Annotated in this window: 23 protein-coding genes; all 23 read right to left on the bottom strand. The window is 29.6% G+C overall.

What is annotated here, in order from left to right; genetic code table 11:
- Nucleotides 1-84: 84 nt before the first annotated feature.
- Nucleotides 85-528, bottom strand: a complete 444-nt coding sequence (locus tag H526_RS28260) for a hypothetical protein (protein ID WP_035084473.1) — start codon at nucleotides 526-528, stop codon at nucleotides 85-87.
- A gap of 83 nt (nucleotides 529-611) precedes the next feature.
- Nucleotides 612-2,360, bottom strand: coding sequence for an IPT/TIG domain-containing protein (locus tag H526_RS0104135; protein ID WP_027391824.1), 1,749 nt, complete (start codon nucleotides 2,358-2,360; stop codon nucleotides 612-614).
- Nucleotides 2,361-2,500: 140 nt separating this feature from the next.
- A complete protein-coding gene (locus tag H526_RS30595) occupies nucleotides 2,501-3,724 on the bottom strand; it encodes a hypothetical protein (RefSeq protein WP_051335971.1) in 1,224 nt (407 codons plus the stop codon).
- 189 nt (nucleotides 3,725-3,913) lie between these two features.
- The gene (locus H526_RS31660) at nucleotides 3,914-4,180 is read right to left on the bottom strand and encodes a hypothetical protein (protein ID WP_155839617.1); all 267 of its coding nucleotides are present in this window, start codon (nucleotides 4,178-4,180) and stop codon (nucleotides 3,914-3,916) included.
- 408 nt (nucleotides 4,181-4,588) lie between these two features.
- Complete coding sequence (locus H526_RS0104120) at nucleotides 4,589-4,999, bottom strand: hypothetical protein (protein ID WP_027391822.1); 411 nt, start codon at nucleotides 4,997-4,999, stop codon at nucleotides 4,589-4,591.
- 1 nt (nucleotide 5,000) lies between these two features.
- Entirely contained in the window at nucleotides 5,001-5,312 is a 312-nt protein-coding gene (locus tag H526_RS0104115) for a hypothetical protein (RefSeq protein ID WP_027391821.1), read from the bottom strand.
- Complete coding sequence (locus H526_RS0104110; RefSeq protein ID WP_027391820.1) at nucleotides 5,302-5,670, bottom strand: hypothetical protein; 369 nt, start codon at nucleotides 5,668-5,670, stop codon at nucleotides 5,302-5,304. The genes H526_RS0104115 and H526_RS0104110 overlap by 11 nt, the downstream gene beginning before the upstream one ends.
- A gap of 323 nt (nucleotides 5,671-5,993) precedes the next feature.
- Nucleotides 5,994-7,118 carry a serine hydrolase domain-containing protein gene (locus H526_RS28250; RefSeq protein ID WP_051335970.1) on the bottom strand — a complete coding sequence of 375 codons (1,125 nt, stop codon included), beginning with the start codon at nucleotides 7,116-7,118 and terminating at the stop codon, nucleotides 5,994-5,996.
- Nucleotides 7,119-7,276: 158 nt separating this feature from the next.
- Nucleotides 7,277-8,251 carry a Na(+)/H(+) antiporter subunit B gene (locus H526_RS0104100; RefSeq protein ID WP_027391819.1) on the bottom strand — a complete coding sequence of 325 codons (975 nt, stop codon included), beginning with the start codon at nucleotides 8,249-8,251 and terminating at the stop codon, nucleotides 7,277-7,279.
- 231 nt (nucleotides 8,252-8,482) lie between these two features.
- The gene (locus H526_RS0104095) at nucleotides 8,483-9,001 is read right to left on the bottom strand and encodes a GNAT family N-acetyltransferase (protein ID WP_027391818.1); all 519 of its coding nucleotides are present in this window, start codon (nucleotides 8,999-9,001) and stop codon (nucleotides 8,483-8,485) included.
- Between the two features lie 117 nt (nucleotides 9,002-9,118).
- The gene (locus H526_RS30590; protein ID WP_155839615.1) at nucleotides 9,119-10,189 is read right to left on the bottom strand and encodes a hypothetical protein; all 1,071 of its coding nucleotides are present in this window, start codon (nucleotides 10,187-10,189) and stop codon (nucleotides 9,119-9,121) included.
- Nucleotides 10,190-10,192: 3 nt separating this feature from the next.
- Complete coding sequence (locus H526_RS0104085) at nucleotides 10,193-12,088, bottom strand: T9SS type A sorting domain-containing protein (RefSeq protein ID WP_027391817.1); 1,896 nt, start codon at nucleotides 12,086-12,088, stop codon at nucleotides 10,193-10,195.
- Between the two features lie 244 nt (nucleotides 12,089-12,332).
- A complete protein-coding gene (locus tag H526_RS0104080; RefSeq protein WP_027391816.1) occupies nucleotides 12,333-12,824 on the bottom strand; it encodes a hypothetical protein in 492 nt (163 codons plus the stop codon).
- Between the two features lie 184 nt (nucleotides 12,825-13,008).
- Nucleotides 13,009-13,716, bottom strand: a complete 708-nt coding sequence (locus H526_RS0104075) for a hypothetical protein (RefSeq protein ID WP_027391815.1) — start codon at nucleotides 13,714-13,716, stop codon at nucleotides 13,009-13,011.
- Between the two features lie 81 nt (nucleotides 13,717-13,797).
- Nucleotides 13,798-16,440: a T9SS type A sorting domain-containing protein gene (locus H526_RS0104070; RefSeq protein ID WP_027391814.1), complete on the bottom strand. Its 2,643-nt coding sequence runs from the start codon at nucleotides 16,438-16,440 to the stop codon at nucleotides 13,798-13,800.
- A gap of 221 nt (nucleotides 16,441-16,661) precedes the next feature.
- On the bottom strand, nucleotides 16,662-17,180 hold the full coding sequence (locus H526_RS0104065; protein WP_027391813.1) for a hypothetical protein: 519 nt from the start codon (nucleotides 17,178-17,180) through the stop codon (nucleotides 16,662-16,664).
- A gap of 1 nt (nucleotide 17,181) precedes the next feature.
- The gene (locus H526_RS0104060) at nucleotides 17,182-17,520 is read right to left on the bottom strand and encodes a hypothetical protein (protein WP_155839614.1); all 339 of its coding nucleotides are present in this window, start codon (nucleotides 17,518-17,520) and stop codon (nucleotides 17,182-17,184) included.
- Between the two features lie 525 nt (nucleotides 17,521-18,045).
- Nucleotides 18,046-18,177 carry a hypothetical protein gene (locus H526_RS32445; RefSeq protein WP_281171933.1) on the bottom strand — a complete coding sequence of 44 codons (132 nt, stop codon included), beginning with the start codon at nucleotides 18,175-18,177 and terminating at the stop codon, nucleotides 18,046-18,048.
- A gap of 39 nt (nucleotides 18,178-18,216) precedes the next feature.
- Nucleotides 18,217-18,657: a hypothetical protein gene (locus H526_RS0104050; protein ID WP_027391811.1), complete on the bottom strand. Its 441-nt coding sequence runs from the start codon at nucleotides 18,655-18,657 to the stop codon at nucleotides 18,217-18,219.
- A 215-nt stretch (nucleotides 18,658-18,872) separates the two neighbouring features.
- Nucleotides 18,873-20,108 (bottom strand): SEC-C domain-containing protein, encoded by a 1,236-nt coding sequence (locus H526_RS0104045; RefSeq protein ID WP_027391810.1) that lies wholly within the window; start codon nucleotides 20,106-20,108, stop codon nucleotides 18,873-18,875.
- Between the two features lie 718 nt (nucleotides 20,109-20,826).
- Nucleotides 20,827-21,123, bottom strand: coding sequence for a hypothetical protein (locus H526_RS0104035; RefSeq protein ID WP_155839613.1), 297 nt, complete (start codon nucleotides 21,121-21,123; stop codon nucleotides 20,827-20,829).
- Between the two features lie 259 nt (nucleotides 21,124-21,382).
- The gene (locus H526_RS0104030) at nucleotides 21,383-22,540 is read right to left on the bottom strand and encodes a hypothetical protein (protein ID WP_027391807.1); all 1,158 of its coding nucleotides are present in this window, start codon (nucleotides 22,538-22,540) and stop codon (nucleotides 21,383-21,385) included.
- Nucleotides 22,541-22,751: 211 nt separating this feature from the next.
- Nucleotides 22,752-23,312 (bottom strand): hypothetical protein, encoded by a 561-nt coding sequence (locus H526_RS0104025; RefSeq protein WP_027391806.1) that lies wholly within the window; start codon nucleotides 23,310-23,312, stop codon nucleotides 22,752-22,754.
- Nucleotides 23,313-23,461: the final 149 nt, after the last annotated feature.

The raw sequence follows: 23,461 nt of genomic DNA, 5'->3' as shown, positions 1-23,461 counted from the left end.
CTTTCAGATATACATAGGTCTTTGGATTAAGCACTTATTGTCCTATTTGCTATAGCCGTTGTTGGCAATAGTTATTTATTTCAGTTATTTTATTTTCCGAAATAGATTTGATTCATTATTCTCTTTCAATTTATCAAATAAGTAATTGGATAGAGGAACAGCCAATACGTCATTCAATAAAGTTCCATTTTTATAAAAATATATAAAAGTCCAATATCTATCTCTGTCCAACCGATCCATATGGCTCTCTAAGTCCTTGCCCAAATATGTTCCACATCCTTTTTCACATATTTGATGGAAATTTAAACAGGGATAATTTTCGTACGAACCTCTTTCTCCAACTTCCAAACTGTCCCATTCAAAACAATTAATCCTTTCTGAAAAATAAATTTCCTTTTGGAAAGAAGTCAAATCCCTTTCTATCAAGCTATCAAAACAAGAAGTGTCCGTAGCGTATTTTTCAAGACACTTATCATTATTACAGCTAAGTATAAAAATTGAAATCGCTAAGCAGTACAGTTTGTTCATAATTATTGCCAACGTTTAATGTATGAGTCAGAATATCCCTTGAGGTTATTATGACTTCATACATTTGTGTTATAAACTTTGTATTATAAAAAAGTAGTTTCTAATAATTTTGGATTCATCATATATAATCCATCATTAGCGCCAACATAATTAGTAACATTAGAATAAAAAAATACATTATCCTGAACTGATATAAATTTACTTGGATGATTATAAAATCTTCCTCCATTTATTGACAAATATTCATTTCTATTAAAGTAATTGTAAAGTTGAATGAAACCAGTATTTGAAACACCTAAAAACAGTTGGTTTTTATATTCAAAAAGCTCTTCTGTATGACAACTAGTACAACCATCATATTCCCGAACAAATTTTAAACTTGAAACATCAAATCTCACAATAGATTCTGGCCAGTCATTAGTAGGGAAATCTGGATTATGAAAATCCGGAGTAAAAAAATAATATTGTCCATTAACTTCTTCATAATCATTATAGCAATATACAATGGAATTATCTGTATTTACTTCAATCCAAGAATTCAATACCTCATCATATTCAAATAAATCTTTATGTAGTTCAGAAGGATTATAAGTTCCCCCAGTTATTCCTTTGCCAAGATATACTTTTCCTGAAAAAGGGATTAATATAGCATACTCTCTAGATTTACCAGGAAAGTTCTGTAAATACCTTATCGCTTCTGAAAAGAGATTAATACTTAAAAAATTATTATTTTCTTCAAAAGGGAAATAAATATACATCTCTCCATTGTTTGAAATGTTGGCAGCATAAATTGTATCGGGTATATTTAGATCTGAGTATTTTGACCACATTTGATTTTCTATATCAAATTTCCATAAATGTAGATTTTGAGAAGAATTTTGATCTGAGCCTAATGAAAAAATATTACCATCATGTTGAAACGTTTCTCGAATATATAAAGGATTGTTTTTTGCATAAAGAATATAGTCAGAAATTATCTCTATTGGTTTTGAATAGGTAGTCTCCATTCCTGCGGTTGAATATTTTACAGAATTGATCTGAAATTCTTTGTAAGGTCCAAGAGGTATTTTAATATCTAGTGAATCATTATTGTATATATTTTCTATAGAGGCTTCGAGTTCATTATTAAGAATTACTTTTGAATATTCTGGTGTAAGATTAAAATTTTTCCCTTTGATAGTGATTCTATCACCTATATGAACTTTATCTAATATTTGAATGATTTCTGGTTCTTTTAGGTTCAAAGAGTTATCAAGAATATCCTCTTGTAATTGCGCATTTACCTTCAGAGTAAGATTATTTGTAAGTATTTCGTTTGAAATTATAAATTGAATAGAATCTTTGGAGCTAGATAAAATTTCAGCTTTTTCATCATTTACATAAATCTCTGTAAATTCGGTAGTATCAAAATCCTCACCATAAGCTGTAATGGCTTCACCAAATGTTGTAGCACTTTTATTAACTCCATTAATTTTTGGTGGTCGTAAGCTAAAACTTTTACTTGTTATTAATGAATCTCTTTCCCCTGTTTTAACATAAATGAGGAAATTTGAATTTATTTTTTCTAGATTTCGAGGTATTTTTAGAAAAATAGAATCTTCTTGAGGTTGATAAAATTCGAAAACAGGAATATCATCAAAATAAAATTTTAAAGAATCTAAAACAATATTTTCGCCCTTGATCTTAACTAATTCATTAAAAATACCATTTTCTGGAATTTCAATATTGGATGGTATAAAATCAAAATTTTCCTGAGGAATATTTATATCATCTTTTTCACAACTCAATACTAATAATATCGTAATGATAAAGTATCCTAATCGTTTTTTCATTTTTCTCTTTTTCCTATTAGTGTCTTATTTTTTCAAATTGTTACCCGTATTTTTTGAGAAATTGCTTATAACGTTTAATATAACAAACGTTGTTGTCCCGAAGGGCAACTATGTTTTGTTATATAATGTTATAAGCTTTTTTATTTTTCAGATTCAAGTTTTTCAAGCCTTGATTGCAATTCAAGAAGCTTTTTATTAAAAGATTCAATTTCTTTAATTTTTTTCTCTTGAGCTATGGTATATAGAGTGAGTTCTTCTATTTTTTGAAGTAATTGTATTTGAAAATCTCCAATATTCACTCCGTTTTTTTCCATTTCTTTTGCTGAAGCAATCTCAGGCAAATGTTTTTTCTTTTTAATATAATTTTCAATGAACTCAAGAGTAGGTAGACTGTAATTATCTTCAAATACAAAATCAGCAGTTGGTGTAAGACTAACTTTTATTTCTTTTGATTCTAATTTACCATAAATAGCAACATTTCCATTATCTGCAAAAACAACATTAGGGTTACCAGACTCACCGTGTCTGAAATATAGATCCTTGTTCGTGTTTATATAGGAATGATATATTGACCATCCTGAATAGTTGTCTGGATTAGTATCCTTTAATGCTGATCCTCCAGCGATTTCAAGTTTTGCTACACCAGCGTGTTGGTTTGTATGCACTCTAAGCTGAGAAGTTCCGTCATATTGATAAATTTCCAAATTTGTTTTTGGATTATGAGTTCCAATTCCAACATTACCAGAATTTAAATCCATTACCATACTATGATCAAAACCATTACTAGTTCTATCTTTATCATAGCCAAAAAAACCGAAATAGTCACCTAGTCCACCTATATTTATAAAGTGCCCACTAGCTGTTTTTTGCCTTATCAATGAGTGATATGCATTACTGGTGAGCTGAGTACTAGATGTTATACCTCCTGTCCCTGTTTTACCTGTTATCCAAGAACTTCCAGGAGTAGTAACGTGTATATTTCCATTCACATCTAATTTTGCATTTGGATTTTTTCCAATACCAATATTACCAGTATTTAAGTTCATTATCATACTATGATCATAACCATTTACGGTTCTGTCTTTATCATAACCAAAAAAACCAAAATAATCGCCTAAACCTCCTAAGTTAATAAAGTGCCCACTAGCTGTTTTTTGTCTTACTAAAGGATGGTAAGCATTACTAGTAAGTTGTGTGTTGGATATTATACCTCCTGTTCCTGTTTTACCTGTTATCCAAGAACCTCCAGGAGCTGTAACTTGAATGTTTCCGGTTACTTTTAAATTACCGTTTACGGTTTCATCTTGAGCTTTTACTCCCGAAATAATTGCTAAGATTGTGATTGATAATAGTATATTTTTCATTATTTTCTTTAATTGTTATATATAAGTGTCTTAAGGGGAAAGAATGTTACCATAATATTTTGAGAAATTGCTTATAACGGTCTCGTATAACCGTCAGTTACGGGTTAAAGTACTCAAATTTTTCGGTTTAAAACTGGCGTTAGCAATTCCGAGTGGATTCGGACGCAGTCGAATCCGCCGTAATTGCGGTTATACATTGTTAGCATTGGATTTTTTTATATCACTTTTAAGCTTTTCAATCAGTTCATTCTCATTCAAAAAGCCCTGAAACACACTGCTTTTTGGAAGAAAATATACTTCCCTAACCTTTCCAGAGTCCATAAATTTTATCTTAAATGGAAAATCATTAAATAGAAAGGTCCTTTTTATTTTTTTAATGTCCGCAAATAGAATTGTCGTCTGAGAATTCCGATTTCCGACTTTTAATGATTGTTCATTCCAATAAATGGTTTTCAATTTAGTTATTCCAATTTGACGAAGTATAACGAAACCAATAATCCATAAAGTAATAACTATCAAATTAGTTTTTAAGTCAAATATGAAAAGTGTAATGAAAAATATAACTGATAAAGTTAGAAATTTTCCAATAAATGCGATTTGAAAAATTTTGGTTAGGTCAGATGATATTTTTCTGTTCAATTTGTCCAATTTAATGCTAACGTTTAGCTATGCGTAGTGCGGGAGCAAAAAACTATTGGTTTTCGAGCAAGCACTTAGCCAAAGTTTATGTTTTGTTTTTATATTTTCTAAAATACTAAATTTAAACCTTTGGCGACAAACCAAATAGGCAATGACCTTTGGATTAAACACTAATCCGCATTATCGCATAGGTGTTGTTACCACATGTTTTTTATTCCTTTTATTTTATCTTAAGTCTAAAATGACAGAGTCCTTAACTTTTATATAAATTAGATTATCATTATGATATAATTCTGTTGTATCTCCTTTGACTTCAGTCCGAACAAAATCAGATTCAATAAATGTCTTTTTGTTTGAGTCTAAATAAATTGGAATTGCTACGTATAAAAAACAGCAGGTTATAATTAAGCTATTAGAAATTATTATACCTTTTAACTTATCAGTTCTTTCCTTAAAAAAGAAAATCCCAGTGCTTGTCAATGTCCAAATAAGTCCAACAACTAACGTCAAAAATAAAATTAGATGATGAAATCCAGGAGCGTGAATATATGGGTTTTCAATAATCGCATAAGCAATTCCTGCAATTCCAAATCCTATTCCATAAAGCAACGATGTTTTTAAAATTCCTTTTTTCATTTTATCCGCTAAAAATTTCTGTTGGTAAATACAGACAAATAATTGCCGAAATTATATGAATTCCAATTAGGTAATATTTCCATTTAGGTCTTTTAGTCATAATTAAAGCATAAATGGGAATTTGAACAATTGCTAATATTGTTGGAAAAATTCCAATTCCATTTTTGGACAAAATTGCGATTATCATTGTGAATGGATAAAATATTTTAGCAAATAAATTTGTTCCGTGTCCAGCTCCTATTGATAAAATGACAAATGCTAAAATCAGTATCGTAAATAATATTGTTAGTATCGTTTTACTTTTAGTTTTCATATCCGTGAACATTCCAAGATTTCAAAAAATCATAACCTTTATGTCTCAAGTAGGTTATTCCGTCAATTTTAAATTTGGTTTTTGTCAAATGTTGGATTTCGGTTGTACTTGAACCTCCTAAACTTACAAATTCCATTTGAGTTTTTCCGTTCAATTTTATCAATTCAACTATAGTAGGACAAGGTTTATAAGGAAGTGATTCAGTTCTTTTTATTTGTTCATTGTATGGTATAATTTCCCAAGTTGCAGAATTTTTCTCTCTATGAAAATCTAGCCAGAGTATTTCTTCCGCATCAATTTGATTTTCAGGAACCCAAAATCCGTTTAGATTTTCGCGAACGGAGTCTAATTCAGCCAAATTAATTTCATAATCATTTTCGATAATTATTAAATCTCGATTCGAATTTGAACAACTCGATAGGAGGGATGTTAGAATTAATATTTTAAAAATTATTTTCAAACTTTATACTTCTCTGATGTGTGGTAACGTTTAATATATGTGTCGTAGCAGAGCAAAATGTTACCTTGCTTTTTGATTTTTCTGCGCATTGATTGCTAACTTTTACTTTCTGCAAGCATTGCGCCTTACCAAAAATACAACAACCATTCGATTGATTACCTAGCCGCTATGATCACATATATAGTGTTATAAACTTTTTTAATTATCTTATAGAAATCAAATTATTTGTCAAACCAATTAAGGTCATTACAAGTATCTAAAGTTTCATTGATTAGTTTAGAGTAGTTTTTTAAAGGTTTATTAAATAATCCAACGAACAAAACATCCGTACTGGGGAAATAGAAATAAAATGAATTAAATCCGCCTACTTCACCCGTATGATAAATCATATCCATTTTATATCTAGACTTAGTCTTAGGTGTTATGAACCAACTATATCCTATTCTTGGATTAATCGAGTCTTTCCAATTTTTTGGTCTATAAATAGTTCTTGATTTATTTAAAAGCTCCTTACTTAAAAATTTATTTTCTTGTATAGAATGCTCATAATTGGCTAAATCTATTACTGAGCTCCAAATCCCACTATTTCCGGATGCTGCAAATGTTGGAACTTCTCCATAATCATCCTCAGTATAATGTCCGTCTTTAAATTTGTAAGCGTGGGCAACATCTTTTTGAGGATAATCACCATCTGTAATTTTACTATTAGTCATATTAGACGGTTCTAAAATATTTTTGACAATAAATTTTTGCCATTTATCTTTTGTGATTTTTTCTATTATTAAAGCTAAGCCATTAAATGCAGGATTAGAATATTTATATTTTTCGCCTGATTGAAATTCAAGATTGTTCGCTAACTTTAACGACGCAAAATTCCCACTATCCTTTGCCGTCAAATAAAACTCAACATTTTCTTTAACTTTCCTATTATCTGGTAATCCTGACGTATGTGACAATAAATGCTTTATTTGGACTTTATTTGCTATTTCTTTATTGCTAAAATCATTAAAATACATTGAAAGACTATCTTCTAAAGAGAGTAATCCTCTTTCTTTTAATATTAGAATCCCATTAGAGATAAAGGTTTTCGAAATAGAACCTGTATTAAAAGAAGTATGTTCCGTTATTTTTTCTTTTGTTTCCAGATTAGCCAGTCCGTAGTTTTTTAGATATATTATATCATTTCCTTTTTTTAAAAGTATTGAACCTCCTGGTCCTGATGGTTCAATTTCGGATTCTAACAGTTTATCGATTTTTAATTTTATACTATCCTTTTTAGTTTGAGCCAAACATGAATAAAAGAATAAGCAGGAGAGAAAGTATAGAGCTATGTGTTTTTTTTTCAAGTATTTAATTTTTATTGTTTATAACGGTTTCGGCTATGAGTAGTTGCGTGGTTTTGCACGAAACTTTGCAAGTACACACCAAATTGAAAATCCGCGAGGATTTTCAGAAGTAGGCGAGTTGTAGCAATTACTTATAGCCATTGTTGTGCGTTCGTTTTTTACATTACTTCAATCAGTTTGTCGGTCAATTCATTAATCCGATTTTCGTCTTCAGCAATTTTATTAATTAAATTCGAATACGTTTCTTCAAGTTCTACTGTTGAAAATATCAATTCATCATTTTTATATTCCCATTTTCCTTGATTATCTTGAAGAAATTTGATTATATCTGACAAATCACTGCTGTAATCAATATGAGACTTGATAAAAGGTTCAAATATTGGTTTTTGGATTGAATCTTTTTTGTTTATTCCAGTCATAACACCTTTGAGTGTTAGATTTCCTTTCGGAATATTTTTATTTAACTCAATAAGGATAGATTTTCTATTCTCAAAATGATTTTTATATGATTCTGATTGGTTCTTGTAATGTTCTAATACTCCAACTTGATAGTCAAACTCTTCTTGATTGTTTAAAAGTGAATAATCCAAAATTCTTTCTTGAGCAACTGAATCAACAGACTTTTGCCAATCTATCATAACAGAACTGTTTAAGGATGTGAATTTTTGAAGATTTTTATATACTTCTTGTTCATTTCCAGTACTATTTCTAATCATTTTGGAAATTCCGTCATCTACGTTTGCCATATGTTCTTGATATGCATCAATTCCATCTTCTTCGTCGTTTATTTTACCCTTGTATTCCGAAACGGATTTAGTAATAGCCTCTAGACTATCAGTTTTTTCTTTGCTTATAGCTCCAAGTTCTTTTATAATTCCAAAACACATAAGAAGCAGAATAATATTAAATGTGTAAGTTCCAGCATATTGTTTCCTTCCTTTTATAAGCCAAACAATAAATGCGAAGAATAAAGGTATTATCGCTGATGTTACAATTGAACCAAAAAGATATCCAAGACTAAACCCATTTATTCCATCTCTTCTTAAAAAAATTAGTGCTGAAATTCCGATTACTATTAGAGCTAATATCCAATTAACTTTTGATAATCTAAATCCAATTTTCTTTTCTTCCATATGGTTTGTTTAAATGACGCACAACGGACTTGTGTATGAAACGTAGCGCGTAAAAAGACACTAACTTTTCGGATAAACACAGAGCCAAATTTTTATATTTTGTTTTTAACTTATCAATTTTTTAAAAGCCAAATTAAAAATTTGGCGGACTTTATAAATATACAATACCTTTCGGTTAAACGCTTATTAGCTATGTTTTATACACCGTGTTGTGTGTAGTGTTTTTCGTAATTATTTTGTTTTAGCATAAACATCTACACTTATTGATTTTCCATTTTTTATTTCGCAATCTTTCATTGTTTTCTCGTAGTTAAAATCAAGTTTAGACATCGCTATTTTACAATTCAAATTATCAGTTTCAACAAACCCCTCAATTCGATTTAATTTGAGTTGGCTAAATCCGTAATCTGAAATTAATGGCAAAGCTTCTTTCATAATTCCTTTTCCCCAAAAATCAGGAAGTAGCCAAAGTCCGATTTCCGCTTTATTTTCTTTATCATCAATATCATTTAATCCTCCTGCTCCGTAAAAAGTTTTGTTGTCAAGAGAACAAATCGCCCACCACATTTGTTTTTTATCTGCAAACCAAATCATTTGTTGCTTTGCAGCATCCAAACTGTCAAAACTAATGCCGTAGTACTTAATAACATCTGGATTTGAAAGTCCGTTAAAAATATTTTGAAGGTCTAAATCAGTTATTTCACGTAATAAAAGGCGGTCAGTTTTTATTGTCAGAAATTCATTATTCATTACTTAATTTTTTCCATTTAGTGAGTGGAATTTTTGCATTACACACAACGGTTTATGTATGAGGTGTAATATCCCGATAGGGTATTATGACTTCATACATTTGTGTTATGCCATGTTTTATTTTTTAGTATTATCGAGGTTATTTTTGATGTTCATTAATTCGTCCTTAAGCTCTTTAATGTCTTTGTTTTGTTTTTCTATAGTTTCGTTTTGTTGAATTAAATACAAAGTTAGTTCTTCTATTTTTTTGAGCATAGCTGTATTTAGTTCGGCTAGTTTTATTCCGTTTTCTTTTACATCTTCTTCTGATGGGATTTCTGGAAGGTGTCCATTTTTATCAATGTAAGTTTTAACTGTTTTTAATGAAGGTAGATTATAATCATTGTTAAAAACATAATCAGGCCATTTCCAATTTTCATCAAGTGTAACACCAATTTCTCTTGCTCCGATTATCCCTTCTACAGCAAGTTTAAAATCTCCTGGTTGTGAAGTTCCAATACCCACCTTTCCTTCTTTTGTTATTCTTAGATGTTCTTGGTTTACATCATTTAATGTTGTAAAAAATGCAAGTGAAGAGTTAGCTGTAGATGCATCGCCCGTTAAATAATTTCCTTCTCTGATAGAAGATATTTTGCCGCCGTTAAAGTTATTTACGTTATGACTAAAAATCAAAGATGAAGTTGCATTTGGGTCCCATGTTGCTCTATTTTGTATGGTTACTGCGACATCTCCACCAATTACATTTTCAAAAATATGAAACTTTGATTGAGGGCTATTAGTTCCAACTCCTATCTTTCCTTCTTTTGTTATTCTTAGATGTTCTTGGTTTAAACCATTTAATGCTGTAAAAAACGCAAGTGAAGAGTTTGCTGTGCTTGCATCTCCTGTTAAATAATTCCCCTCTCTAACTGACGAAATTTTACCCCCACTGAAATTATTTACATTGTGATTAAAAAGTAAGGATGAAGTTGCATTTGGATCCCATGTAGCTCTATTTTGAATTGTAATTGCAACATCGCCACCAATTTCATTTTCATAAATATGGAGTTTTGAATTTGGTGTTTCAGTTCCAATTCCTACCTGGTTGTTAACGGAAAAAATTACAGATTCATTGTCATAATTATGTTGCCCTCGTAAAGTAGCAACGAATAATAACATCAAGGATAGATATAAGTTTTTAGTGCTCATTTTTTATTTGTTTATTAATATTTTTTTAGTTCTATTAATTTTATTAGAAGAAATATTTATGAAGTAAATACCACTTAAGAAAGTTGTGAGATCAACACCTATTTGATTTATAGTATATTTTTTGTCAAAAATTAATTTACCACGAATGTCAAAAACTTTTATTTTGGTCTCATTAGAAGTTTCACTACCAGGAATCTCAATTATAAATTTTCCATTATTAGGGTTGGGATAAAGGACAATTCCTACTTTTGATTCTAGTGTTAAATCTTCTTTTGTCTTTTCGGATTTATAATTTGATCTATTAGCAAGAATAGTTATAGTATCACCTATATTTAATTCAGGATTAATTGAAGCATGAAACTTTGCACCCCGCTGTACACTAAAACCTGGTGAAAATTTAATTCTTTTTCCAGAGATATATGAGGCATTACTATTATTTGCAACTATGGATTTATTAGTGTGTTGTTCTAAAGATATACTGTCTCCAATATTGAGCAATTTTCTTGCTCTAAAATCAGTAAAACCAATATAAGTTTGATCTGGTATTGTAAAATCAAAAGGAACAATTTTATCAGAGTATATCGTTTGGTTTTCTTTATAATGTCCGCTTCTACATTGCTGCCAAATCATATTAAACCAATTTTTGTGGAGATTGTTGTAATTATTATTTTCTTCAATGGAAGGTATCCAAAGTAAGTTTCTGGGAGATTCTTTCAATTTACTTATCTCAAATTTAGAATTGATAACATTAAGATCTTTATGTGCTAAATAAATAGAAGAAACCCCTTTAACCCAACTTATATCCGAGTTGCCATAAAAACTAATGTATATCTTTCCATAATCATCAATTCTAATTTTTGGTTCGTGCAGGTAAATGTTTTCAATCTCTATTTCTTCATTTTTCCAAGATGTTCCATTGTAATAGTTGTAATATATGTATTCGCTCCTAGAATTATTTCCAGTAGTGATTAAAAAATGTGGGTTATCATTATTATCAAAAGCGATATTTCCCTTTCCAGCTCCTGATTTTAAATTATGACTCCATGCTAAACCGAGATATTCAAAAGAATCACCACCATTATTTGACTTAAAATAATGATAATCTAAATACCAATTATCAGTGGATGCCTTGTGATTTACATCCGGAGCAAGTACGTGAATATTATTAGCGCTATCAATATTCATCATTACATCATATCTTACAAAATATTTTGGATTAAAATCTCCAAGTGGATCACCTGGACTTAAAGGGTATTCCCAATTTCCATTCTTTTTCTTTCGTATATAACCAATGTCTTTTGCATCTCTGTCATCTAATTGATCCCCATTATTATTACTGTATTGTGCATCAAGACTTCCGGAGATATGAATAGTTCCATAGCTATCAACTTTTATTATAGGGTACGTCCATTTATCCTTAGTTCTAAAATCTTGAGACTTTAAGGATGGTATTGTTTCTTCTGGAAGAAAGGTGAGTGATGAATTATATAAAGAATTCTTTGATTTTCGATAACGAATATCTCCAAAATGTGGCCCAAATACGACATGTAAATATCCTTCATTATCCAAAGTAATACTTGGACCACCATGTGGATTACTTGGTGTTATTGAGTCATCTATTTGGCCTACTTGAATATATTTTTTATTACCTGTTGATTTTTCATATTCTAATATTTTAACATTGAATAAAACTTCGCTATCTATAATATTTTCAATAAAACCAAAATAAGTGTACAGTTTATCATTTCTCACGATAGTTAAAACTTTATTTTGCATAGCATATGCGGTACCTCTTGTCGATCCAATATCAGTTATTTCAATGTCTTGAGCACTAATGGATTGATTAATATTCAATGATAATAATAGAGTAAGGATTCTTATTAAAAGTTTACTATTCATATTTGGATTATAATTCTATTATAATAAATTTAATTTTATTAGAACTTTTTTATATGCGGTTGATGTGGCATAACGTTTAATATATGTGTCGGAGCAGGGCAAAATGTTACCCTTTTTTTCGATTTTTCTGCGCATTGGTTGCTAACTTTTACTTTCTGCAAGCATTGCGCCTTACCAAATATACACGAACCTATCGATTTATTACCGACCTGCTATGATCACATATATAGTGTTATCTACTTTTTTATCCGATCATAATAGGTAGTCCCTGTTTGAATCTAATATCAGTTAAGTGATCTAATTCATGCTCAATTATTTTTTTCAGATCAAGAGAAACGTATATAAATGTGTTCAGTAAGGTGAAAATTTTAATTCCATTTGATTCGGTTTTGTCATAGCTTTGAACATCAATAGTTCGCTTAGTGATCAATTCCGAGTAGTTTGTCCACTTTTGATTATTGGCTCTTCTGAAAATCTCAACAGGTCTTAATTCAATTTGATCAGGAGCATGTTTTTCGAGAACCTTTGCAATTTCATTATCTATAAGAGGGAAACCATCTCCATCTAATATTTTTTTAAAAGAGCCAAATTCCGCTACTTGATATCTCCCATCTTTTAATTTTATTAAATTGACATTTCCGATTATCTCAAATACCTCTCCATCCTCAAATTTATTATTATCATTAATTCGGTTGTCTTCTTTATTACAAATCCAATAAGTTAGATCTTTCTTCATGATTGTAGATAACGTTTAATATATGTGTCGTAGCAGGTGAAAATGTTACCTTGCTTTTCGATTTATTTGCGCATTGATTGCTAACTTTTCCATTCTGCAAGCATTGCGCCTTACCAAAAATACAATAACCATTCGATTGGTCACTTGTTTGCTATGAACACATATATGTTGTTAGCGGTTGTTTTTATGAAACCCAAAGTGTATTCCTATCCACAATTTTCCATTTTCCATTCTCTTTGAGACAGAATATTATTTCGCCTGATCCGCATAAACTTCCACAAGTAAAATTAAAGTAGAAAACCGCCCTATCGTTTTTTGGGTTTATTTTAAAATCAGAGAATCTTATTGCCCCAATGAACCTATAATCTGTATTATTCCAATACTTTTTATTTTGTTTTTCCAGTTTTCTTAAATCCTTGATGATATATTTTCCTGTTTGGGATATTTTATTCAGTTCCAATTTACCTTTCTTAAATGTTGTACTGTCCACCAATTGAGTGAAGAGTTGGTCAAAATCCAATGAGTGTAGAGTATCTGAATAGTACATTCTTGGGAATGATGATTTTTTAATATTCCAACTTCTAAATTCCTTTTTTGAATTAAGATGAAAAGGGTCGAGACCTAATACCAATTCTTTTGTTTCCAATTTTGGGTTATTAAAAGCTTCGTCAAATTTATCCTTTTGAATTTTGTGACTTATCGAGTCTTGCCAGTTTTTAGCATATTGTAGAGGGATTGGAGGAATTGGAAGTTTCTCATAATAATACTCCGTTCCTATTAGCTCAACGAATATATCATTAAGTAATTCAATTTCGGTAACAGCATCTTTTTGTTTAGGAAAACAGCTTACCAAAACTAAGAATAAACTAATATATTGAATTACCTTTTTCATATTGCCGCTAACGGTTTATGTATGAGGCGTAATGCCCTTTTAAGGCATTATGACTTCATACATTTGTGTTATAGCAAGTTTTTATTTCTTAACAATTTTTTTGTAATAACTACTATTACCACTTTTTATCTTGAGAATGTAAATTCCATTTTCTTTATCACTTAAATCTATTTTTATAAAATTAGGTTTTGATTTGTCTATTTTATATTTATAATTATTTAGAAGTTCTCCCAATAAAGATCTAACCTCTAATGTTGCTTGAATTATTTTTTGACTATTATTGATTTCTAAATAAAAAACACCATTATTACTTGGGTTTGGTGAAACTATAAAATCATTTTTTTTGGGTAATATATCCGAAGAATTGTTTTGGGTTATTTTTTTCTTTTTTGAACTATAATAATTTTCCCACCTAAGCTTTGCAGGTATATTTTGATTGATAGTGATTTGATCAATAGTCATAGGTCCTATTGCAGGCCATGAAACATTGTTGTAGTTGTTAAAGAAACTTGGTTTTTCGTTCAGGTATAATGACCATTCTCCTAAAAAATTATATGTTTTTAATATATCACCATCTTTGATGTAAAGATCATAATTGAAATCATACAGCTCAAATACGCTTGGCTTCGATATTGTGTCATTTTGTCCATAGATGATTACATTATACTCATTGCCAACGACATTTGTTTTTTCGGTATGATCCAAGTAAATGTTACCTAATTTTTGAGGTTCCTTGTAAACGTAATTTCTGAAAAGTGTATTGTTTTTCCCATTTTTGTTTTCCCCACCTTGATAATCTGAAACAATATATTCAACATAGTTCCCCTCAAATAAATTGCTATTTGGATTGCTCCCATGTAAAATTAGATCGCCTCCATCCAATCTACTTTTACCATATTGCTCCCTGGAATAGTTATATCCAAAAACATTATATTTTGCATTGTGATTTAATAACATCGAATGTCGGAATTTTTTAAAAATGTTATTTTCAATTTTATTGTATTTTCCTCCTAAATTATCAGTACATTCTTTTCCAGAAACGGCAATTCCATAGCCCTGTCCACCGCCTCCAGAACATAAAGCATCATGAAAAAAACTATCCCTAATTTCAATGTTATTTGAACAAGCAAGGCTTATTCCTACGTTGTAAACGCCTGATAATTCAATGTTTTTTATCCAACAATTATCGGATTCTCTAAATTCGACTAATCTATATCCTTTTAAAGCTGCATTGCACTGGACAGTATTTGATGGATTATATCTGATAGATAAATTTTCCACACCTATTTCTGAGCCATTAGTTATTTGGATATAATTGTTATTATTAGGTATACCGGATGAGTCTACATTAATATCAAAAACTATTTCGGTATAAGTAGGATTATTGTCTACTAAAGTACCCTTACCTTTTATGATAATCTTCGAAAGATTATATTGATTTTCCCTAACTTTTATGTCATCTCCTAATTTTAATGTATCTGAAAAATGATATATTCCTTTTTGTAATTGCACGATTATATGGTAGTTGGGATATTGAATTTTAAGGTTAGCGGCTTCAATCAATGCATTCTTAAGATTTTCATCATTCTGATTTGAATCTGAAACGGGATTTGCCAAGTTAACAATACAGTTTGAACAAGTGTTTCCTGGAATCGAAATGTTATTGGATTGATAACCAGAATTTTTCCATTCTGATATTGAAAACTCCTGATTTTCTCTATTTGGAGGGATAGACTTAAAGTTCAAATAAGAATGCTCTTTATAAGTAAAAACATTTCCATAATTATTATAAGCCCAAATATTTGTACCCTCATTAACTATTAAATCATCTGTTCCACTTTTATTTAAGTCTCCAAACAAAAGAAGCTTATCATTATGACTTTCAAGTGTATTTGTTATTTCATAGTTAAATCTAGCTCCGTCAGATTCGTAGAGCCAAAGTCTTTTACCTTCGGGTGTGTTACTAGCTAAAATTAAATCGGAAAAATTATCTTTAATTGTATTAGAGTTCATAAAAAAGACTTCTTTTCCTTTTTGATCGGCTAAATTAGTATATGCCAGGTAATCTAATGTAACTCCATTTGATTTATAAACCCATACACGTTGATCATTATTATAATCTTGAACTAAGATTAGGTCTTCTTTATTATCTCCTGTTATATCAGCGAAATACTCCTTTTTTAGATATGCATCAATAAACTTTGTATATGAACTGTCTTGATAAATAAAATCTCCGTTGATATAATTATATGTCCACAGTTCCTTATCTGAACCAGAGTTCTTTATTAGGATTAATTCGTCTTTATTGTCATTATTGATATCTGCAAATATTTGATTGGCTTCATCACTTCCAGAAATAGGAATAAACGTATGTCCTTTATACGGAAAATGTTCTGGTAATATTTCAAAATACCATAAATCCTTTCCGGTCGGTGTGTTTTTTATTAAGATTAAATTTGCTCTATTATCACCAGTTACATCAGCTACGGTGAAGTAATCAAAGTTATTAGAAGGGTTAAACTTTATTTCGCTCAAAAAAGTAAAAACAAAATCATCATTTCCTATATAATTTTGCCGTATTAATAACTCATCTCCTTCTTCGGATATAGTAATAAAATCATCTTTATGATCTCCGTTTATATCTGCCAAAAACTTTTTTTCTTGGCCAAATAGATTTAGTACAATTGAGAATAATAAAATTGTAAGTAGGTAATGGTTTTTCATTGTTTTTTTAGGGTATTAATTCGCTATAACGTTTAGTATAAGAAACGTAGGGCAGGTGATAAGCGATACGTTTCATATTGGTACTAAGCCAAATATAAATATTTTGCTTTTATCATTTTTGGTAAACGCCAAATTTTATATTTGGCGACTTTGCAAATAGACACAGACCTTTCGATTAATGCCAAAAGCCCTATGTTTTTTATACCTTGTTAGCGGTTTTTTTATACTTGAGTATCCCAACTAAAATAGATAAATTCTGTTTCTGTTTCCAAAAAGTATTGTCTGTAGTTCCAATTATCAATAATACTTTCTACCCATAGGATGTTACTTTTTTCAATCAAGTTAAACTCTGTTTGAATAGAACCATTTTTAGTAATCCGAAAGTTTTCGTATTCGGGCATTTTATCTATTATTTCTCTATAACTTTTTAAAAAATCAGGTACTGAAAAAGCTTTACTTTTATAAGAGCATAAATATCCTTCGCAATGTAAAAAGGTGTGAAGTTGTAGCCAATTTAAATCAAATTTAAACCCTCCTTCTATTTCATCACAAAACCTTTGTAAAATATACAAAAGTGCTTCTAGATGGTTGTTTACAAGACTCTTGTCAATTGTTGTGAAAAAAGCACAACCAAAAAATTCCGATTTACAACATAAATCATAGAAATTAGTTTGCTTCCATTTTTCATTGGTTTTAGGGTCAATATCAAGAGATTTGAATGCTTCTAAACTTAAATCCATTTTAGTCTTGTTCTATAGTCCATTTTATATTTCCTGAATTTAAATGATCAACCAAAATTGATACTGTATCATTTCTGTTATATAAGTAAAAAGCTTTTTCAGGAATTCTAATTTCTTTAATTTTAGATTTATTATTCACACTGTACTTAACAGTTAAATAATAATTATAATTCAATGGTTTTCCTCCCAAAATTTTATCCTTTTTTAGAATGACTGCTTTGGTTTTTACTCCATTCTTGTCAAGGTTTTTATTGTTTATAATGATATAAGTTGGAAATCCAATAATCATTATTAGACCTAAGACTAGAGCAAATAATTTTAAATTATCCTGTTTATCCAAAACTTTGTTGTTATTACCGCTAACGTTTAATATATGTGTCGTGGCGAGGCAAATTGTTACCGAGCCATCGACATTTTCTGCGCAGATTTTATACTTTAATTCAACTTTAAAATCACTGCGCCATCATAAATATACAAGAACCATTCGATTAATCCCAAATTAGCCATGATCACATCATATCGTGTTGTACACAGTATTTTTTCAGTCATATTTGTTGAAAATTACGTTTCCAACTTTTTCCGTTTTCCAATATTTAATTTGCTCTAATTCCACTTTGTTAAGAGCAGTAATATGTTTCGACTTAAGAGATTCATTTAAAAAGTCAGTTCGTAATTCTGTGAACTGAGTTGGGATTATTTTTGTGATATATTCAGGTAAATCACAAAATTCAACAGTTTCCCAGTCCTCAAGACTTTTAATTCCACAATAAATAGGGTAAGTAGTATTAATTCCAATCTTGTAATTTCCATTTTTGTCGGAAATAAGAATTAAATAGAAATTATTATCAGCTTGTTGTTCTACAAGTTAAACTTTCCAAAAATCTGAATCACTTTTAAAGATGTTAACCAATTTTTTAACCAGAGATTTGTCTGTTTCTGGGATTCCACTTTGCCCTATTTTCCAAAATCCTGTTATACCTATTGGTAGTGTATTCATATAGTATTGTATATAGTGTTTTTTAAATTCTAATTAGTATTAATCATTATCAATAGAAGCAAAAAATGCATCAAGGTCGTCATCTTCATATTCATTCAGGGTTATTTCGTGTTCTAATAATTTATTAATCATTTTTTTTAAATACCCACTATAATTTACTTCCGATTCTTTGCTTATTTCTTCCCCATTAAAATTTGACTTAATATCCATTTTATTCTTACCTAGAAAAGTAATTCGAATATGGGGTTCTTTGTCCAAGCCATGCCATCTGTTTCTTGATAAAAGGAAAAACCATAGAGATTGACCAGCTCTTAATTCTTTGTCAAGATTACAGCTCCTCATTTCTTTTATTAATTTAAGAGCATCATTTGTGAACGGACCACTATCATCAGGGTATTCTTTATAGAATTTCTCAATTAAATCCCAACTCTCAATAAAATCCTCTTCAATTTGATTTTTCTTATTCGATTTATTTTTCAAAACGATTTTCGATATTGTGTACAACGTTCAGTATAAGAAACGTAGGGCAGGTGATAAGCGATACGTTTCGGATTGGTACTAAGCCAAATATAATATTTTGCTTTTATCTTTTTTGTTGAAAATGCCAAATTTTATATTTGGCGACTTTATAAATAAACACAGACCTTTCGATTAAGCACAAATGCCCTATGTTTTTTATACCGTGTTGTAAGCAGTTATTTATTCTTTAAATGACATTCAGCTAATGTTTTTCCACTTCCACAAGGACAAGGGTCATTTTTAGACATAAAACTCTCCTTTACTACAAAATCAGGTTCTCCTTCAAAGTTTCCAGTCTTACCTGACTCTGCTATTTTTAATATTTCTTCGAACTCCTTTTTTGCTCTGGCTTTATCTTTATCTTTATCTGTAGGTTTTAATTTAGCTGTCAACTCTAAATCAAAAAGATTATTCCAAATTTTATAGGTTTCGGTTTCTTTATCAGGTGGAGTGTCAGACCATTCTTCACTCGTATTCAGCGCCTTAAATTTGTTTAAGTCGTCTTTTAAAGATTTCAATGATATGAATTGAACATTTTTTGGTTGGATGATATTGTATAAAGAAATTAAAAACTTATCATTTGTAGTAAATACTCTTGAAAATGGAGCATAAAACAAATATTCTAAGTCTAACAAATTGGTTAATCTATCACCAAAAAGGTTATTATTCATTCCGATGTAGAACATAGAAACAATAGAATAACAATAATATGCATAACCTGAAAATTCCTCTAATTGATATATACTTCCATCATTATATCTTGTTAAGATTTCCGTCTTTTTATTTTCTTCTATTTCAAAATAATCAAGCATCCTGATAAGAGTATCCTCTTCTTCCATTTCAATATTTATACGCTCAAAATATTTACTTTTTAATTCTTCGAGTTTTTCAGGATTTGTAGCTTTTGTATTTGTGATTTTTATGTTTTTTAAGTGCTCAAATTTATTTTTAAACTCATTTATTACATTTTCATCTTTAGATTCATTTCGCCATAAAGTTGAAGTTATTTCATCAACAGAGTCAAATTGTCCTATTTTCCATCGTTTAATAGATTTCTCTTCTTCTGTTTCTGTAAAGGTCAATCCTTTTTTGCCTTCTGTTTTTATGGATTCGTCAGCAATTAAGAATGGTCTATTTTCACTATCTACAAACTTTCCAAGAAATGAATTTTCTATAATTAGTTTGCAAGGCATATTTACATAGGAATTATAAGGGAATAACTTTTTAGAAAGATTGACAACTTCCTCTTTAGGTGTTTTTCTTCCTGCTTTTTCATCTTTAGATAAATCTCCTAATATTTCAGAAACCAAAAGCGGTGTTATATTAACTCTATAGTATCTATGCAATTCAATAATGTCACCATAATTTAGACCTTGGAAAGTTGATTTATCTAATACAATTGGTACTGACATTAATGCTTGGTTTTAATTCTGACTAACGTCAAGTTAATTTATTAATTATAAGTGTTTTAAATCTTATCAAAATTCTCACTTTTCTTGCCTTTTGACGTTCGCATAGTACTAAAGGGTTTTGAGAGCTATGAGGGATTGCTTACAACGTTTAATATATGTGTCGTAGCAGAGCAAAATGTTACCCTGATTTTCGATATTTCTGCGCATTGGTTGCTAACTTTTACCTTCTGCAAGCATTGCGCCTTACCAAAAATACAATAACCATTCGATTAATGACTTAGCTGCTATGATCACATATATAGTGTTGTGTGTAGTTTTATCTTATCTTATCTTATCAAAACCATGGTTTATTAAATTCTTTGCAATTTTTTCAAATTTAGATATGTGTTCCACCATAACAAAGTTGTTAGAGTCCAATAAACTATAAAAATTAAGTCATTTGAAAATTTGGTATTCCAAGATATGTATAGAAAATCCCCCAATGTTAATATAAGTCCAATGGTAAAATATTTATTCGATATTATATGTCGGATTTTATTTTCATCTTTAATTATTCCTAAAACAAAGAATGTTATTGGAATAATCCAAGAGAAGCCATAAAACAATGTTGCTATATAAGTTCCTAACCAACCCAATTTGACAGGTTGAGGATAAAAAATGAATACTGAATAAGTCCAACTCACTATAAATGAAATGAATAATAGAAAGGATTTTCTTTTCATTTTATAGAATATCGCTTAATTGGTTTTGTTTTTAATTTCATATTTAGATTCTTGCAATCTATTTCAATCATTTCGTCATTGTATCGAGTTTTATGCAGTATGATAAGAAAACACCCGCTACCTCCTGAAACCACAAGAGAATCTTTATTCCAATAAGCCTCCGTTAGATTTCCGATAAACCCTTGGTTTTTATTACGTAAAGAAATCGATGAAAACATTTCCATATGCTCAATAGTGAATTCATCATTTACTTTCACGCTTTCTTTACAGGAAATAAAAACTGCTGAAATCATCAGATAAATTATAGATAGCTTTACTTTATGTTTCAAATTAGGATTAATTTTAATTACACACAACGTTAAATATATGGCAAGTAGGGCAGAAAACAAGTAATTATTTTCGGTTTAGCTACAAGCCAAAACTTTTTATTTTGTTTTAATTTTTCCCTTTTAATACCAAATTAAAAGATTTGGCGACTTTGCAAATAGATAATGACCTTTAGATTAAACACTAATAGCCCTATTTGCTATATATAGTGTTAGGGCAAGTTTTTTATTTTTTATGGAACAAATAATCTAGTTCAATTTCAATTCGTGGTTTTTCAAATTCTATGTCGGTTAATGGCGAATACAGAATCTTAAAAGGTAATCTCATATCTTTAAAAGTTTTGAAATATGCAATATAATTTTCTCTATCGATATAATCTCCTCTATCAATTGACGAGCCGTGAAGCAAAAGAGTCGCCGTGATATTCTCAATTTCTCCATTCGAATTTTTTGAAACCACAATATTTTCCAAATACTTTTCAACGGGTTCGTTATTTGTCAATTCAACTTTATATTTCGAGGTTGAATTATCCTTTTCAATTAAAACTGTTTTGTCCGTTGATTTGAAAAAAGGCAAAGAAACTACATCTCCAATTCTGTTCATTTTTCCAATATAGGATTTGATATCCTTATCCGTATTTAGTCTTGGGTATTCATTCTGAATATTTCCATTTTGGTCATAAGTTCTTACGAATATTTTTTTAATTCTTTCGATTTTGAAATATTGGTCAATTTTTTCTTGATAATCGAAAAATGAATTTTTAAATTCATCTGTGTTATTTGCAATCCATTCGGTTTCTATTTCTCCAAATAAGTCAGAACCAATTAAATTCATTACGTTATTCTTGATAGTAGAATAAGGAATATTTAGTCTAAATCTACCAAATAGGTTTTTGCCTAATTTTCCTTCATTATCTTTCAATAATTCCATATTTCCGAATAATGTTCCATAAAAACTTAACTTATCGATTGTTTTATCAATCAGTTTTGAATATTCTGATAACCTATAAAAATTAGTGTTGTTTTTATGATTTACTATATCTAACAGATAGACATTATTTCTCGTTAAATTTTTGGGGTAAATGTTTTTCGATGGATTTCCTTTTAAAAGATAATGTTTAATAATCTTCTTTTTTTGAATTAGCTGAAAATCATAAATAACATTATTAAGAATGTATTTATTCCAAACCTGTTCTTGCTTTAGAGAATCAAGATTTTTGAACTCAGGATTTTCTGAAACTAAATTTTCGTAAGGGTTAAGAAATATAACTTTAAGTTCATAATTCTCAAACTCAAGTTTTTCAATTGTTTTAGATTTCTGCGCAAATGAAGTATTTAATCCGAATATTAAGAAGGTAATTAAAAGAATAAACTTTTCATTCATAGTTCAATTTTGTTTTTTTTGGCAAATTTGCCCTAACGTTTAATATATGTGTCGTAGCAGGGCAAAATGTTAGCTTGCTTTTCGATTTTTCTGCGCAGTGATTGCTAACTTTTACTTTTTGCAAGCATTGTGCCTTACCAAAAATACGATAACCTTTCGATTGATCACTTTGCTGCTATGATCACATATATGTTGTTGGCAAATCGTTTTTTTATAAATCGTAAACTTTTTTAAATTCCATTTTATTTTCCCAACAATCTTGAAATTCCGATTCGCAATTTAATTCAAATCCAGATTCAGTAAATTGCCCAGAATATTTTAAAGGACTTTTAGAAACTCCGATTGCGATTTCTTTTTTCGGATTTTCGTTCGCTTTGTAAACTTTATTTCGCGTTTTTTCGAATAATTCTCTTTGTCCAATTTCAAAAGAAATTTCGTTTTCAGTCAGATTAAAATTCAAAAGTGGATTTCCGTAATGAAAAACTCCGTGTCCACTTCCGTCTTCAGTTCCGAAATAGAATCCAACTAATTTGTTGTCCACTATGTCAATAAAAATAGAATGATTTTCTTCTTTATTTTCGGTTTGATATTCGTAAACTCCAATTATTTCATTATTGACTGATTGAGTAGCTAAATATTCTTTTTCATACTCTTTCCAAACTTGTTGAGAATTCCAAGCGGCTAAAGGTCCTGCTATATAATTTGAAAAAATATACACCAAAGCAAAAACTACGATTAAAAGTATTCCGATTATTTTAAATATGCGTTTCATTTTAATGTTTGCCAACGGTTTGTGTATGAAACGTAGCGTGCAAAAAGTCACTAGCTTTTCGGATTAACACAGAGCCGAATTTTTATATTTTGGTTTTAATTTTTCTCTTTTTAAAAGCCAAATTAAAAATTTGGCGGACTCTCTAAATA

The organism is Aquimarina latercula DSM 2041 (assembly GCF_000430645.1).
Classification (GTDB): Bacteria; Bacteroidota; Bacteroidia; order Flavobacteriales; family Flavobacteriaceae; genus Aquimarina; species Aquimarina latercula.
The sequence above is the reverse complement of the archived record's forward strand: the minus strand, read 5'-3'. Positions and strand labels throughout refer to the sequence as shown.